The sequence below is a fragment of the Mesorhizobium sp. M1E.F.Ca.ET.045.02.1.1 genome, assembly GCF_003952485.1.
Lineage (GTDB): Bacteria > Pseudomonadota > Alphaproteobacteria > Rhizobiales > Rhizobiaceae > Mesorhizobium.
On record NZ_CP034447.1, the window covers coordinates 4,728,964 to 4,743,684 of the forward strand.

A 14,721-nucleotide genomic window follows, 5' to 3' on the forward strand; every position below is an offset into this window, starting at 1 on the left:
TGGAGGGGTACATAGCTGAATAATCTTGTCAACTTTTTGTGCACGTCGGCGCATATGGCAACCCAGTACGCCCCAATACGCTTTGAACGAGCGATTCGCCGGCGCAGGCACTAGATAAATTCGGGTGCAAATAGGGAACGGCCTTTTCATGTCACAATCAGCTCCAGCCCTCGCGCCGGTTCGATTCGACGCCGACGCGCAGGCAAAGCTCTCGGCGTTGCGGCGGATCAAGTTCATCGCCGCCGCGGCGCTTGGCCTATGCATCCTTGTCTTTGGGCTCGCCACGTCTTTCCAGGGCAGCCATCCATGGCTCGGTTTCGTCGCCGCCTTTGCCGAGGCGGCGACAATCGGCGGCCTGGCCGACTGGTATGCCGTCGTGGCGCTCTTCAAGCGGCCGCTTGGCCTGCCGATCCCGCACACCGCCATCATCCCGGAGAACCAGCACCGCATCGCCGACAATCTCGGCCGTTTCATCGAAGCCAATTTCCTCGCGCCGGAGCCGGTGCGGGAAAAACTCGCCGAGGTCGATTTTGCCGGTCTCGTCGCCGACTGGCTTGCCGATACCGAACGCGCAGCGGGGTTGTCGCGATTCGTCGCGCGGCTGGTGCCGCAGACGCTTGCCGCGGTGGAGCAGTCCGGGTTGCGCGACTTCGTCACCAGCCGCTTGCTGGAGCAGATAGAAAAGGTGCCGCTGGCGCCTTTAGCCGCGGAGCTGCTGTCGGCGCTCATCGACGACCGCCGCCATCAAAGGCTGTTCGACGAGTTCATCAGGGTGGTCGGGCGTTTCCTGAATGACGAGAAGGCCCTGGCGGCGATGCGCGAAAAGATCCGCGAGGAATTACCGTCGCTGTTCAACCTGTTCCGCGCCGATGCCTATCTGTTGAAGAAGATCGTCGCTTCCGCGGGGTCGCTGCTCGAGGAGGTGCGGGCCGATCCCGATCATCCGATGCGCGCCGAATTCGACCGTTTCGCGTTTGCGTTCATCGAACGGCTGCGGACGTCCAAGCAATATGCAAGGCGTGCCGAGAAGCTGAAGCGCGATTTCCTTGGCCGTCCGGAAGTCAGGGCGCTGGCCGGAGACACGTGGGCCAGTCTGCGCCTGTTCATCGAGCAGGACGCCAACGCGCCGAATTCGGCGATCCGCGAGCATCTTGCCAATATGTTCGTCGAGGTCGGCCGGCATCTGGCCGACGATGCGCAGATCAGGGCCGACATGAACCAGGGCTTCGTCGTCGCGCTCGCTTCGTTCGTCGAGAGCCAGAAGAGCGGTGTGTCGAAATTCATCGCCGACCAGGTCAAGCGCTGGGATCTGGCCCAGTTGACGCGGCTGATCGAGATGAACATCGGCAAGGACCTGCAATATATCCGCTTCAACGGCATGGTGATCGGCGGCTTGGCCGGTTTGGTGCTTTACACGGCGGAGCGGCTGTTTCTCGTCAATTGACGCGGGCCGGCCGTGCACTATTCTCTCCTTAGGGCGCCGCAAGCGCGGCTGATCGGGAGGCGATGATATGGCGAAACGACCGGAATCCGACTCTTTCCTGGATATGTTCAGCAAATTCGGCCGCGACCTGAAGCTGCCGAATGTCGACGTTCAGGCAATCCTCGATCACCACCGCAAGAATCTCGAGGCTCTTGAAAAGTCGGCCAGGGCAGGTGCTGCCGGCGCGTCCTCGGTTTTGTCGCGGCAGCGCGAGATGGTGCAGGACGCGCTCAGCGAAATCACCCGGATGGCGCAGAACTACCAGGTTCCGGGCCATCCGCAGGAGTTGATGACGAAGCAGGTGGAATTCGCCAGGAAATCCTTCGAGACGACGCTGAAGAATGCCGGCGAGGTGGCCGAGATCGTCAAGAAGTCGGGCACCGAATCGATCGAAATCCTGCGCGACAGGATCAAGGATGCAATGGCGGAAATCCGCGCCGGCTATGACAAGAAGTGAACATCTGGCATACCTGTTCCAGTTTTCCGCATCGATTCAGGCAGTTGAACAACCGACGGGCGCGGCTACACGGTCTCTGCCTGCCGTAAAACCGTCAACTCTATGAGCGAAATCCCATCTGGGAACGAAATCGGGGCGCCGCGAATTGACAGGAGCCGCCGGTTCGTGGTCGGGAGACGGGCAGGGAGCCACCGGGAAAGCAGGAATGACGGAAAATCGGCCGAGAACGCCGCCGACCTTCGAGCAGTTGCGCACAATGGCCGGCCAGGAGGTCGGCGTGTCGGACTGGACGACGGTCGACCAGCAGCGCATCGACCAGTTCGCCGAATGCACGGGCGACCATCAGTGGATCCATGTCGATCCCGAACGCGCCAAACGGCAGAGCCCGTTCCGCACGACGATCGCGCATGGCTACCTGACGCTGTCGATCATCGGGGCGCTGGCGCTGGAGATGGGCATCGTGCCGGAAAACACGCAAGCCGCTTTCAACTATGGCTTCGACAAGGTGCGCTTCCTTGCGCCGGTGAAATCCGGCGCGCGCATCAGGCTGCGCACGACGCTGCTTTCCATGGAGGACCGCGGCCCCGGCCAGTATCTGATGAAGGCCGCGAACACCGTCGAGATCGAAGGCGAGCAGAAGCCAGCGCTGACCGCCGAGACGCTGGTGATGATGTATGAGCGCCGCAAGCGGGCAGCAACCTAAGCAGCGCTGTCCAGGGGCGCATTTCCTCCCTTTGCCATCGCTTTTTCGAGCGCCCTGAAAATGCGTTCATCCCCGCATTGGGCGACGTTGAAGCGCATGAACCGGCCGGCGGTATGCGACAGGCTGAAGGCATTGCCGGGCGCCAGCACGACATTTTCCGCCAGGGCGTGACGAGCGATGTCGGCGGCGTCGATGCCGTCGGGCAGGCGGCACCATAGGAACATGCCTGTGGGCTGGTCGATCCAGGGCGTGATGCCCATCGCTGTCAGCTTGCCGGCGGTTTCGGCCATGGCGCTGGCCAGGCGGGCGCGCAGTTGTTCGACATGCTTGCGGTAACTGCCGTCCTTCAGCAGGGTCAGCACCAGTTCGGAGGAGAGCCGCCCGCCGCCGAAAGAGGTGGCGATCTTGAGGTCGATCAGCCCTTCCATCCAGTCACGTGGCGCGGCGATGAAGCCGCAACGCACCGAAGCCGAAAGCGTCTTGGAGAAGGAGCCGATCTGGACGACGCGGCCGAGGCCGTCAAAGGCCGCCAGCCGTGGTGCCGGCGTGTGCTCGAAATCGGCGAAGATATCGTCTTCGATGATGGCGAGGTCCGACTGATCGGCGAGCTTGAGAAGCCGGTGCGCAACGACCGGCGAGAGCGCCGCGCCGGTCGGATTGTGAAGCGCGGAGTTGGTGATGTAGAGGCGCGGCCGGTGCTCGGCGAGCGCTTGCGCGAAAAGATCGATGTCGGGCCCCGAAGGCGTCATGGGGACACCGACCACCTTGGCCCGATGGGCGCGCAGAAGCGCATGGAAATTGAAATAGCATGGATCGTCGACCAGTACCGTGTCGCCCGGCTCGAGCAGGAAGCGGCACAACAGGTCGATCGCCTGTGTTCCGGATTCGGTGAGCATGATCTGGTCGGGCGAAGCCTCGACACCGTGCGCCGAGAGGCGGCGGGCAGCAACTGCCGCAGCGCCGGCAGTCCGAGCGGCGTGCCGTAATCGGCGAGCGCTGCATCGTCGGTTCGGGCGGCGCCGCGCAAAGCCCGGCGCAAGGAGGCCTGCGGCATCCAGGAGGCCGGCAGCCAGCCGCAGCCGGGTTTCAGCGTCTCGCCGCCCGCCTCCAGCGACTGCCGCGAGACCCAGAGCGGATCGACGGCGCGGTCGAGGCGCGGGCCGATCTCGGCCAGCGACAGCGGCGCGAGCGGGCCGGCGGCATAGAAGCCGGAACCGGGCCGCGAGCGGATCATGCCTTCCGCCGCGAGCCTTTCGTAGGCCTCGACCACCGTCGACTTCGACACCTGCATGATGCCGGCGAAGGCGCGGATCGACGGCAGGCGCGCGCCAGGCGTCAGGACGCGCGCCGCGATCCGCTGCCGGATGGCCGACATGACCGTTTCGACGAGCGTTCGGCCGCCTGCATTCGGGTCAGGCCTGTCCATCTGTACTTCCCCGCAGACCATTACAGTTTTGCGAAATTGTACTCCATTGTCTCTGGTAACACCATGCGCCGCCCCGATACGGAAGCGCAAACGGAGCGGATGATGGACAAGAGTTTCAACGGCTGGCTCAGCGGCTTCATCGGCGTGCTGATCTTCAGCGGGTCGCTGCCGGCGACGCGTATGGCGGTGCTGGATTTCGACCCGACCTTCCTGACGTCGGCCCGGGCGGCGATCGCCGGCCTGCTCGGGATCGCGATGCTGCTCCTGTTCCGCGAGAAGCGCCCGGAGCGAGGGGACCTGGTTTCGCTCGTCGTCGTCGCGCTTGGAGTCGTGGTCGGCTTCCCGTTGCTCACGGCGCTGGAGCTCAAACATGTCACCGCCGCGCATTCCATCATCTTCGTCGGCCTGCTGCCGCTGGCGACCGCAATCTTCGGCGTGCTGCGCGGCGGCGACCCTCCGCGCCCGGCTTTCTGGCTGTTCTCATGCCTGGGCAGCGCGCTCGTCGCGGGTTTTGCCCTGACGCAAGGCGTGACCGCGTCACCGGTCGGCGACGGGTTAATGCTTGCCGCCGTCGTTGCCTGCGGGTTGGGCTACGCCGAAGGAGCGGCGCTGTCGCGCAAGCTCGGCGGCTGGCAGGTGATCTGCTGGGCGCTGGCGCTGTCGCTGCCGGTCATGCTGGCGTTGACTTTTGCGACGCTGCCGCCGTCCTTCGCCGGCGTCGGCTCCGGCGCCTGGATCGGCCTCGCTTATGTCTCGCTGTTCAGCATGGTGATCGGCTTCGTGTTCTGGTATCGCGGCCTGGCGCAGGGCGGCATCGCCGCCGTCGGGCAGTTGCAATTGCTGCAGCCCTTCTTCGGCTTGGCGCTGGCGGCGACGCTGCTGCACGAACAGGTGAGCCCGCTGATGGTGGTCGTCACGCTTGGCGTGGTGGCCTGCGTGTTCGGGGCGAAGAAGTTTGCGCGGTAGAAGGTCTACTCAAAACTTCGTCACCACGCCGATGCCGATGCCTTCAAAACCGCCCATCGCCATCAACGCGGCGGGCGCTTCCTCGAGGCTGATCCTCTTGCCAACCAGCAACTCGGGCTTCAGCTTGCCGGTTCGGATCATCTCCATCATCGCTGAATAGCGGTAGGCCTGCATGCCGTGGCTGCCGCGGATTTCGAGCTCGAAGGCGATCACCTTGTCCATTGGTATCTGCGGGCGGGCATGTTCGCCCAGCATCAGCCCGACCTGAACGTGGCGGCCGCGCCGGCGCAGATTGGCGATCGAGTTGAACGAGGTGGTCGGGTGGCCGAGCGCGTCCATCGACATATGCGCGCCGCCATTGGTGATCTGCTTGACCGCCTTGACCACATTGGGCGTCGTCGAGGCATTGATCGTCGCCACCGCGCCGATCTTCTTGGCAAACTCCAGCTTCTCATCCGTGAGGTCGATGGCGATGACATTGGCGCCCATGGCGCTGGCGATCATGATGGCGGAAAGGCCGACGCCGCCGCAGCCATGCACCGCCACCCATTCGCCCGGCGTCACCCGGCCCTGGTCGACGATGGCGCGGAACGAGGTGACGAAACGGCAGCCGAGGCTGGCGGCGGTGGCGAATTCCATTTCGTCCGGCAGGCGCACGAGATTGGTGTCGGCATGCTCGATGCCGACATATTCGGCGAACGAGCCCCAGCCAGTGAAGCCCGGCTGGGTCTGGTGCTCGCAGACCTGATGGTTGCCGGAGGTGCATTCGAAGCAGCGGCCGCAGCCGACGGCGAAGGGCACGGTGACGCGGTCACCGGCTTTCCAGCGGCTGACCTGCTTGCCGGCGGCGACGACGACGCCCGCCAGTTCATGTCCCGGAACATGCGGCAGCGTGATGCCGTCGTCATGGCCCATCCAGCCATGCCAGTCGCTGCGGCAGAGGCCGGTCGCCTCGACCTTGATGACGACGCCATCCGCTGCCGGCTTCGGGTCGGGCACGGTCTGGATCGTCGGCGCCTCGCCGAATTTTTCGAAGACGACAGCTTTCATGGGAGTGCTTTCATATGTTCAATTCAAAAGACAGTGCGGGTTTGGGCGGTCCGTAACTAAGTTGGCGATGGCGGTTGGTCGAGCAGTGGCTGCCGCTTGCGGAACCACTCGTCGGCTTCGGCGTCCCAGGGCCAAATGCCCGAGGTATTCGGATACACGAGTTGCATGACGCGGAAATCCGGACCGTCGTAGAACCAGATGTCCCAACCGAAATGTTCGGGATATTGGTCCGGATGGACGGAGCCGAACTGACAGTCGAAGCCGCCGCCCAGGAAACCTGACGCTCGCTGTCCGATGCTGAACGTTTCGCCGTTTCGCACCCGCCGGCAATACTCGTTGATGATACTTTGGGAAAGCTCCGGTTTCAGCCCGATGATGACCAATTCGGGAGCCTTGAAATTGTGCTCTATCCCCACCGAGTAGGCGAAAGGCGGAAGCTCGTCTTCTGCCAAGACATACAGGATGTGGCAGCCATACGCTTCAATGTCGGCGAGCGTCTTTGCTTCGTCCGGGTCTGTGGCTTCTCTATTCGGCATCGATCTGGTTCTGCGGTGCCGCCTTCTGGAACGCCGGCAGCGCCATGCAGGCGGCGTGGATGCGCGAGATCACCGGGTAGGGCGTCATGTCGACGCCGAAGCGGGCGTTGTTGGTGACCTGGGCGGCGAGGCAGATATCGGCCAGTCCGGGCGTCTCGCCATGGCAGAAGGTGCCGGTCTGAGGCGACGAAGCCAAAATCTTCTCGAGCGGCTGGAAGCCTTCGTTCACCCAGTGCCGGAACCAGTTCACGACATCCTCGTCGCCGGCGCCGAACAGGGTGCGCAGCGAGGTGAGCACGCGCAGATTGTTCACCGGATGGATGTCGCAGGCGATCATCTGCGCCAGCATCCTGACCCGCGCCCGGCCCAGCGCATCCTTCGGCAGCAGCGGCGGCTCTGGCGCGATCTCGTCGAGATATTCGATGATCGCCAGTGATTGCGTCAGCAGCGTTCCGTCGTCCAGCACCAGCGCCGGCACCAGGCCTTGCGGATTGACCGCGAGATAGGCCGGCTCGAGATGCTCGCCATGGCGCAGGTGATGCGGCACATAGGTGTAGCTCAGCCCCTTCATCTCCAGCGCGATCCGCACCCGGTAGGAGGTGGAGGAGCGATAGTAGTTGTGGAGGACGAGGTCGCTCATCGGATCACGGTCTCGGCTGGCCGATGGCCACCTCAATGGCGCCTATGCCGTCGACGCCGCCGGTGATCTTGTCGCCTGCTTGAACCGCGCCGACGCCAGCCGGCGTGCCGGTGAAGATCAGGTCGCCGGGCCGGAGCTCGACCGCCTCGCTGCAGATCGAGACGACATCGGCGACCGGCCAGATCAGCTCGGCGAGGTCGCCGTCCTGTTTTACCTCACCGTTGACGGCGAGCCAGATACGGCCCTTGTCGGGATGGCCTGACTTCGAGACCGGGACCAGCGGACCGCAGGGCGCGGAGCGGTCGAAAGCCTTCGACCAGTCCCAGGGGCGGGCGGCTTTCTTCGCCTGGTCCTGCAGGTCGCGGCGGGTCAGGTCGACGCCGACGCCGTAGCCCCAGACATGGGCGAGCGCCTCGCCGCGGGGAATGCGGAAGCCGGCTTTGCCGATCGCCACGACCAGCTCGATCTCGTGGTGGAGGTTGGCGGTCAATGGCGGGTAGGGGATCTCGGCGCCGCTGTCGACCACCGCGTCGGCCGGCTTGGTGAAGAAGAAGGGCGGGTCGCGCTCGTCATTGCCGAGCTCGCGCGCGTGTGCCGCGTAATTGCGCCCGACGCAGAAGATGCGACGCACGGCAAATCGCTCCCCCGAGCCGGCAATGGCGACTGAGGCGATCGCTGGCGGCGGGAGGACGAAGTCTGTCATCGGCTGGGTTCTGCCTTAGTGTGAATCTGCCTGCACATTCGGCCGATTTCGGCGAGCAGGCAAGGCACGGCGATCATGAAACCGTTGGCCCTGTTATTTTGCCGACAAGGCGACTTTCGGGCGATGTACTATTTGGCAATAATCTGACCATGGTGACGGGACTATCCTGTGCCGACCGAAATCGAACCGATGCCTGAATCCGAGCAATGACCCCCGTCAGCGATCGCGCCCGCTTTCTGATCATCGATGACCACCCGCTGTTTCGCGAGGCGCTGCATAGCGCCGTGCAGATGGCCTATCCTGACGTCGATACGGTCGAGGCGCGCTCGATCGCGGAGGCGATCGATCTCCTCGCCGATGCAAAACCGTTCGACCTGGCGCTGCTCGACTTGAGCATGCCCGACGTGCACGGCTTCGAAGGGCTGCTGCAGCTCAGGACCCGCTATCCGCGCCTGCCGGTGGTGATCGTGTCGGGCTATGAGGAGCCGAAGATCATTTCCGAGGCGCTGTCCTATGGTGCCGCGGGTTTCATCCCGAAATCGGCGAGGAAAAGCGATCTCGCCGCGGCCATCCGCTCGGTGATGGACGGCGCGGTCTATGTGCCGGAAAACTATGGCGGACAGCCGGCGGACCCCGACAGCACCGACCGCGCCGACATGGTGCAGCGGCTGGCGACGCTGACGCCGCAGCAACTGAGGGTTTTGCAGATGCTGCGCCAGGGTATGCTGAACAAGCAGATCGCCTATGAGCTGCAGGTGGGCGAGACTACGGTTAAGGCGCATGTCTCGGAGATTTTGCGCAAGCTCAATGTCTACAGCCGCACGCAGGCAGTGATCGAGGTGTCGAAGCTGGACAATACGGAGCTGTTCAGGGATCAGACTGGGTTTTGAGCGTAATTTCTAAGCCAGCAGATGCGCCAATAGCGCGCGCAGCTGTGCCGGCTTCAGCGGCTTGCGCATCAATTCGATGCCGGCGGCGCGGGCGGCTTTGGCGACGAGCTCCGAGCCATCGGCGGTGACGATCAGCGCCGGCACGGGCCGGCCCAGATAGTCGCGCACTTCGGCGATGGTGGCGGTGCCGAGATCGCCACCGTCGAGATGCTGGTCGGCGATGACGATGTCGGGCACCCAGTCGGTGTCGCCGATGAGGTCGAGCGCATCGTCGGTCGAGGTCGCGGCGCGCACCAGGCACTGCCAGCGCTCGAGCAGCGAGGTCATGGCGCTCAGCACGTCGGTGTCGTTCTCGACCAGCAGCACCCTGGTGCCGAACAGGCCGTAGCCGCGCGGCCGGTCCATGTCGGCGGCGGTCGAGGCCGGCTCGGCTGGCGCCATGCCGATCGGCACGTCGATGTGGAAGATCGTTCCGCGTCCGACTTTCGAGGAAAAGGTGACGGGGTGGCCAAGTGCTGCCGCCATGCGACGCACGATGGCGAGGCCGAGGCCCAGCCCGCCCGTCAGTCCGCCATCGGCAAGCGTGGAGATGCCGCGGTGGAACTCCTCGAACACTGCCTCGCGCTGGTCGTCGGGGATGCCGCAGCCGGTGTCGGCGACATCGATGCGGATGGTATCGCCGCGATGCCTGGTGCCCACCAGCACGCCGCCCGAGCGGGTATAGCGCAGTGCATTTGAGAGGATGTTCTGCAGGATGCGGCGCAGCAGCGTGCGGTCGGAGCGCACGACGACATTGACCGGCCGGAATTTTAGCGACAGGCCTTTTTTTTCGGCTTCGGGAAGAAAGTCCGAGCGCAGCGAGGAGAACAACGCCTCCAGGCTGACATCGCTGATTTCGGGCTGGACCACGCCGGCGTCGAGCTTGGAGATGTCGAGCAGCGTGCGCAGCAGGTCTTCCATCGTCTCCAGCGAGCGCTCGACCTGGCGCACCAGCTTCTTGCCTTCCTCGCTGGTCTGTACTTCGGCGAGCGCCGAGACCGACAGATGCGCGGCGTTGAGCGGTTGCAGCACGTCGTGGCTGGCGGCGGCGAGGAACCTGGTCTTGGAAAGATTCGCCTGCTCGGCGTTTTCCTTAGCAGCGCTGAGCTCGATGTTCGACCGCTCGAGCCGGTGCAGCGTCGCGTGCAACTCCTCGGTGCGGGTGCGCACCCGGTTCTCCAGCGAAATCGCCGTCTGGAACAAAGAGAAGGCGTTGACCTGCTGGTCCATCGAGCGTTCGACGCGGCTGACCAGGGCGGCGTTGATCTTCTTCAGCTTCTCGAGGTCGTCGATATCGCGAAGCGGCATGGCAGTCACTCGGCGGCCCGACGCTCACCAAAGGCGATGCCGGTGAAGGTCTGATTGAGATGCATCGAGCGGTACTGCTCGCCATAGGTGCCGAAGCCGATGACGTTGTTGGTCCGGTAGAGCTCGGAAATATCGCGGAAGACCTGGCGGTTGCGCGCGTCGAGCCGGCGCAGCACGCAGTCGAAGCCGAGCACCATGTCGATGCCGCCGAGCTTGCGCTCGACGTCCTGCAGGGCGGCGCGTGTCGCTTCGACCATGTTCTTCGGCTGAGCGATGGACAGAACGACGCCGTCGTCGATGGCGCAGAAGAATGACAGCGAGCCGTCGGCATGCATGCGCTGGATCGAGCGGCAGTAATATTCGCCGCCCACCTTCACCACGACAGGGTGCGAGGCAAAGCTTAAGGGTGTCAGCATCTCCGGCACGATGCCGACGGAGGCGGCATATTCCTCCGCGGCGTTGGTGGCGTTGAATTCGCGCACGATGCGGTGATCGGGATCAGATTGAGTGACCACCAGCTTCTCGTCGGTGGGAATGAAATTGTCGGTCTTGAAGACGTGGAAGGGGATCTCGGTCGCGATCAGCACGACGATGGCGCTGTCGGAAGCGACCTTGCCGTTCGAGATAAGACTGGTGGTCTCGAATTTCAGGTTGTCGCCGGCCGAACCGCCGATCAGCGGAATGTCGTCCAGCCCCCAGTGGATGGCCGAGGTCACCGCTTCCTCGGCATAGGACAGCCCGTCGATAAAGCAGAGCGCGAAAGTGTCCTTGGCCCGCCCTTGCCCGACACGGTCGCGAAGCGAACGTCTCAGCGCCGCCACCTCGCCGGTGATCCTGTCCATGCTCGACGAAGAGAGGTTGTCGACCATGATGCTTGCCGTCGAAAAGGACGCGGTAGGAAGCAGCAGTGCAAGGACATGGCCTTCCTCGAGGCCCTGAGGGGTGATTTCACCGGCGGTCGAGCAGCCGGCATAGTCAAGCGAGGGTGCATATGTCTTGAGCGCTTCCGACAGGGCGGCCGCATCGACGAGGCTCTGGGAAAAGAAAAGCAGCGCAAAGCCGGCGTCCATGGCCACGGCTTCCGCCGCGACCATCCGGGCGAAGGCGGTTGCGTCGGGCTCATCCGTGGTGAGCGCCGAGAGGCCGCAAGCATAGTGCGTCCGTGAGTTGGCCAGCGACTTCCTCCCTGCATTTCCTCCGACGCTTTTTTGTATGCGTTCAGCCCGCTTGCGTCGAAAGGCATTGTTGTCTTCAACCGCCATTTTGGCAATGGCGGGCCTCGTGCTGCATGACCGAAAGTACAATATGCGGAGTTTCGGACGAACTGCATTCTCGCAGCGTGGCGCTTTGGGGCACTTCTTCCGGTGCATTATACGGTATAGGAATAGCGGATAGCCCGGGGCAGCCGGGCAATAACCCGCGCCGGGACTACCAAGGTAATACCTAGGGAGGATTCATGTCGGACATATCGTTGATGGTAAACGGAAAGCGAGTCAGCGGCGTTGCCGAAGACCGAACGCTTCTGGTTTATTTCTTGCGGGAGAATCTCGGTCTCACCGGGACGCATGTCGGTTGCGACACCTCGCAATGCGGAGCCTGCGTCGTGCTTGTCGACGGCAAGGCGGTGAAGTCCTGCACGATGCTCGCGGCGCAGGCCTCGGGTTCGAGCGTCGTGACGATCGAGGGGCTGGCAAACGGCGCCGATCTGCATCCGGTGCAGGCAGCCTTCAGGGAGCATCACGGTCTGCAGTGCGGTTTCTGCACGCCGGGCATGATCATGACGGCGACGGACATGATCGCGCGCCATCCGGAAGGCCTCGACGAGGCCACCGTGCGCTCCGAGCTTGAGGGCAACATCTGCCGCTGCACCGGCTACCACAACATCGTCAAGGCGATCCTCGCCGCATCGCAAGCGATGGCGAAGGGATCGAAGGGCAAGGCCAAGCAAGCTGCGTGAGGCCCGAGCGAGTAGCGAATAGGGAGTAGCGAGTAGCCGGTCTCTGTTTGGGCGGCCTCCACTCCAATCGTTCCCTACTCGCTATTCGCTACTCACTACTCGCTGTTTACGGGAGGAATTTCCGCAATGGGTATCGAAGGTGTCGGCGCTCGCGTGGCGCGCAAGGAAGACAAGAGGTTCATCACCGGCGGCGGCCGTTATGTCGACGATATGGTGGTTCCCGGCATGAAGCATGCCGCGTTCGTGCGCAGCCCGCACGCGCACGCGCAGATCAAGAAGATCGATGTGAAGAAAGCTCAAGGCATGCCCGGCGTCATCGGCGTGCTGACCGGCAAGGAACTCAAGGCCGACGGCATCGGCAACCTGATCTGCGGCTGGATGATCCATTCCAAGGACGGCTCGCCGATGAAGATGGGCGCCTGGTCGCCGCTCGCCGTCGACAAGGTGCGCTATGTCGGCGACGCCGTCGTCATCGTCATTGCCGACACCAAGGGCCAGGCGCGCGATGCGGCGGAGGCGGTCGAGATCACCTACAAGGAACTGAAGGCTGTGGTCGATGCCACCAAGGCGCTTCAGCCGGGCGCGCCGCAGATCCATGCCGAGGCCGAGAACAATCTGATCTTCGACTGGGAGATCGGCGACGGCAAGGCAACCGATGCCGCGATCAAGTCGGCGGCACATGTCACGCGCATGAAGATCGTCAACAACCGGCTGGTGCCGAATGCGATGGAGCCAAGGGCAGCGCTTGGCCACTACGACAAGGCCGAGGACCACTACACCTGCTGGACGACGTCGCAGAATCCGCATGTCGCGCGGCTGGTGATGAGCGCCTTCTACAATGTCGCGCCGGAGAACAAGCTGCGCGTCATTGCGCCGGATGTCGGCGGCGGCTTCGGCTCCAAGATCTACATCTATCCGGAGGAGATCGTCTGCCTCTGGGCGTCGAAGAAGACCGGCGTGCCCGTCAAATGGGTCGCCGACCGCACCGAAAGCTTCCTCGCCGACGCGCATGGCCGCGATCATGTCTCGATGGTGGAAATGGCGTTCGACAAGGACAACCGGATCACCGGGCTCAAAGTCGACACGATAGCCAATCTCGGCGCCTATATGTCGCTGTTCTCGTCCTGCGTGCCGACCTATCTCTACGCCACGCTGCTGTCGGGCCAGTACGATATCCCGGCCATCCACGCCAATGTGCGCACCGTCTACACCAACACCGCCCCCGTCGATGCCTATCGCGGGGCAGGGCGGCCGGAAGCCACATACCTTCTGGAACGCACGATGGAGACGGCCGCGCGCGAGCTCGGCGTGACGCCCGCCGAGCTGAGGCGCAAGAACTTCATCACCTCCTTCCCGCACCAGACGCCGGTAATCCTCAGCTACGACGCGGGCGACTATAACGCTTCGCTCGACGCCGCGATGAAGGCGGCCGACTATGCCGGCTTCACCAAGCGAAAGGCGGATGCCGCCAAGCGCGGCAAGCTGCGCGGCATCGGCATGAGCTGCTACATCGAGGCCTGCGGCCTCGCGCCGTCGGCGGCGGTCGGTTCGCTCGGCGCCGGCGTCGGCCTTTGGGAATCGGCGGAAGTGCGCGTCAACGCCGTCGGCACCATCGAGGTGCTGACCGGCTCGCACAGCCATGGCCAAGGCCATGAGACGACCTTCGCGCAGCTGGTCAACCAGCGTTTCGGCGTGCCGATCGATTCGGTTTCGATCGTCCACGGCGATACCGACAAGGTGCAGATGGGCATGGGCACCTACGGTTCGCGTTCCGGCGCCGTCGGCATGTCCGCCATCGCCAAGGCGCTCGACAAGGTCGAGGCCAAGGCGAAGAAGATCGCTGCCCATCTGCTCGAGGCCGACGAGGGCGACATCGTCATCGAGAATGGCGAGGTCAAGGTTGCCGGCACCGACAAGAGCCTGCCCTGGTTCCAGGTGGCGCTTGCCGCCTACACCGCCCACAATCTGCCGGCAGGCATGGAGCCCGGCTTGAAGGAAACCGCGTTCTACGATCCCTCGAACTTCACCTTCCCGGCAGGCTGCTACATCTGCGAGGTCGAGATCGATCCGGAGACCGGCCTGACGGAGATCGTCCAGTTCGTCGCGGCGGACGATTTCGGCAACATCATCAATCCGATGATCGTCGAAGGGCAGGTGCATGGCGGTATCGCGCAAGGCGTCGGCCAGGCGCTGCTGGAAGGCGCGCATTATGACGCGAACGGGCAACTGCTGACGGCGAGCTACATGGACTACACCATGCCGCGCGCCGACGATCTGCCGTCGTTCAAGGTCTCGACCTCGAACACGCCGTGCCCAGGCAATCCGCTCGGCATCAAGGGTTGCGGCGAGGCCGGCGCGATCGGTTCGCCGCCGGCGGTGATCAACGCCATCACCGATGCGCTCGGCGTCGTCGATATCGCCATGCCGGCGTCGCCGTCGACCGTATGGTCGGCGATCCGCGCCAAGAAGCACTGAAATGAAGCGAATATGGAATAGGGAGTAGCGAATAGGGGAAAGCGCGATGCGAAGGGATTGGTCCTATTCGCTATTCGCTACTCGCTAT

Annotated in this window: 13 protein-coding genes and 1 pseudogene; 7 read left to right on the forward strand and 7 right to left on the reverse strand. The window is 63.8% G+C overall.

Annotation, left to right across the window (positions count from 1 at the left end; translation table 11 throughout):
- The first annotated feature begins 148 nt into the window (after positions 1-148).
- The 3 genes from EJ070_RS22715 (at position 149) to EJ070_RS22725 (ending at position 2,643) form a co-directional block, all read left to right on the forward strand.
- Complete coding sequence (locus tag EJ070_RS22715; protein ID WP_126093354.1) at positions 149-1,444, forward strand: DUF445 domain-containing protein; 1,296 nt, start codon at positions 149-151, stop codon at positions 1,442-1,444.
- 67 nt (positions 1,445-1,511) lie between these two features.
- Positions 1,512-1,940 carry a phasin family protein gene (locus tag EJ070_RS22720; RefSeq protein ID WP_126093355.1) on the forward strand — a complete coding sequence of 143 codons (429 nt, stop codon included), beginning with the start codon at positions 1,512-1,514 and terminating at the stop codon, positions 1,938-1,940.
- 205 nt (positions 1,941-2,145) lie between these two features.
- Positions 2,146-2,643: a MaoC family dehydratase gene (locus EJ070_RS22725; RefSeq protein ID WP_126093356.1), complete on the forward strand. Its 498-nt coding sequence runs from the start codon at positions 2,146-2,148 to the stop codon at positions 2,641-2,643.
- On the opposite strand, the pseudogene EJ070_RS22730 reads toward EJ070_RS22725, so the two are convergent.
- Positions 2,640-4,069 (reverse strand): annotated as a pseudogene (locus EJ070_RS22730) (PLP-dependent aminotransferase family protein). The gene EJ070_RS22725 and the pseudogene EJ070_RS22730 sit on opposite strands and share 4 nt — an antisense overlap.
- 102 nt (positions 4,070-4,171) lie before the next feature.
- On the opposite strand from EJ070_RS22730, the gene EJ070_RS22735 reads away from it, so the two are divergent.
- Positions 4,172-5,035 (forward strand): DMT family transporter, encoded by an 864-nt coding sequence (locus EJ070_RS22735; protein ID WP_126093357.1) that lies wholly within the window; start codon positions 4,172-4,174, stop codon positions 5,033-5,035.
- Positions 5,036-5,044: 9 nt separating this feature from the next.
- On the opposite strand, the gene EJ070_RS22740 is transcribed toward EJ070_RS22735, so the two are convergent.
- Genes EJ070_RS22740 through EJ070_RS22755 form a run of 4 tightly spaced genes read right to left on the reverse strand, consistent with a single transcriptional unit; the run spans position 5,045 to position 7,964 of the window.
- Positions 5,045-6,085 carry a zinc-dependent alcohol dehydrogenase family protein gene (locus EJ070_RS22740; RefSeq protein ID WP_126093358.1) on the reverse strand — a complete coding sequence of 347 codons (1,041 nt, stop codon included), beginning with the start codon at positions 6,083-6,085 and terminating at the stop codon, positions 5,045-5,047.
- Between the two features lie 56 nt (positions 6,086-6,141).
- Positions 6,142-6,621, reverse strand: coding sequence for a DUF4262 domain-containing protein (locus EJ070_RS22745; protein ID WP_126093359.1), 480 nt, complete (start codon positions 6,619-6,621; stop codon positions 6,142-6,144).
- The gene (gene maiA, locus EJ070_RS22750) at positions 6,611-7,261 is read right to left on the reverse strand and encodes a maleylacetoacetate isomerase (protein WP_126093360.1); all 651 of its coding nucleotides are present in this window, start codon (positions 7,259-7,261) and stop codon (positions 6,611-6,613) included. The genes EJ070_RS22745 and maiA overlap by 11 nt, the downstream gene beginning before the upstream one ends.
- A gap of 4 nt (positions 7,262-7,265) precedes the next feature.
- Positions 7,266-7,964 carry a fumarylacetoacetate hydrolase family protein gene (locus EJ070_RS22755; protein ID WP_126093361.1) on the reverse strand — a complete coding sequence of 233 codons (699 nt, stop codon included), beginning with the start codon at positions 7,962-7,964 and terminating at the stop codon, positions 7,266-7,268.
- A 206-nt stretch (positions 7,965-8,170) separates the two neighbouring features.
- Between EJ070_RS22755 and EJ070_RS22760 the strand changes: the two genes are divergently transcribed.
- Entirely contained in the window at positions 8,171-8,854 is a 684-nt protein-coding gene (locus EJ070_RS22760) for a response regulator transcription factor (RefSeq protein WP_126093362.1), read from the forward strand.
- A 9-nt stretch (positions 8,855-8,863) separates the two neighbouring features.
- Here the strand turns inward: EJ070_RS22760 and EJ070_RS22765 are convergent, their stop codons facing one another.
- Together EJ070_RS22765 and EJ070_RS22770 are read right to left on the reverse strand one after the other, a co-directional pair.
- Positions 8,864-10,201 (reverse strand): hybrid sensor histidine kinase/response regulator, encoded by a 1,338-nt coding sequence (locus tag EJ070_RS22765; RefSeq protein WP_126093363.1) that lies wholly within the window; start codon positions 10,199-10,201, stop codon positions 8,864-8,866.
- Between the two features lie 5 nt (positions 10,202-10,206).
- Positions 10,207-11,271, reverse strand: coding sequence for an FIST signal transduction protein (locus EJ070_RS22770; RefSeq protein WP_245464643.1), 1,065 nt, complete (start codon positions 11,269-11,271; stop codon positions 10,207-10,209).
- A 386-nt stretch (positions 11,272-11,657) separates the two neighbouring features.
- On the opposite strand from EJ070_RS22770, the gene EJ070_RS22775 reads away from it, so the two are divergent.
- Together EJ070_RS22775 and EJ070_RS22780 are read left to right on the forward strand one after the other, a co-directional pair.
- Positions 11,658-12,158, forward strand: a complete 501-nt coding sequence (locus tag EJ070_RS22775) for a (2Fe-2S)-binding protein (protein WP_126093365.1) — start codon at positions 11,658-11,660, stop codon at positions 12,156-12,158.
- 126 nt (positions 12,159-12,284) lie between these two features.
- Positions 12,285-14,633: a xanthine dehydrogenase family protein molybdopterin-binding subunit gene (locus EJ070_RS22780; RefSeq protein ID WP_126093366.1), complete on the forward strand. Its 2,349-nt coding sequence runs from the start codon at positions 12,285-12,287 to the stop codon at positions 14,631-14,633.
- The last annotated feature ends 88 nt before the right edge of the window (positions 14,634-14,721 follow it).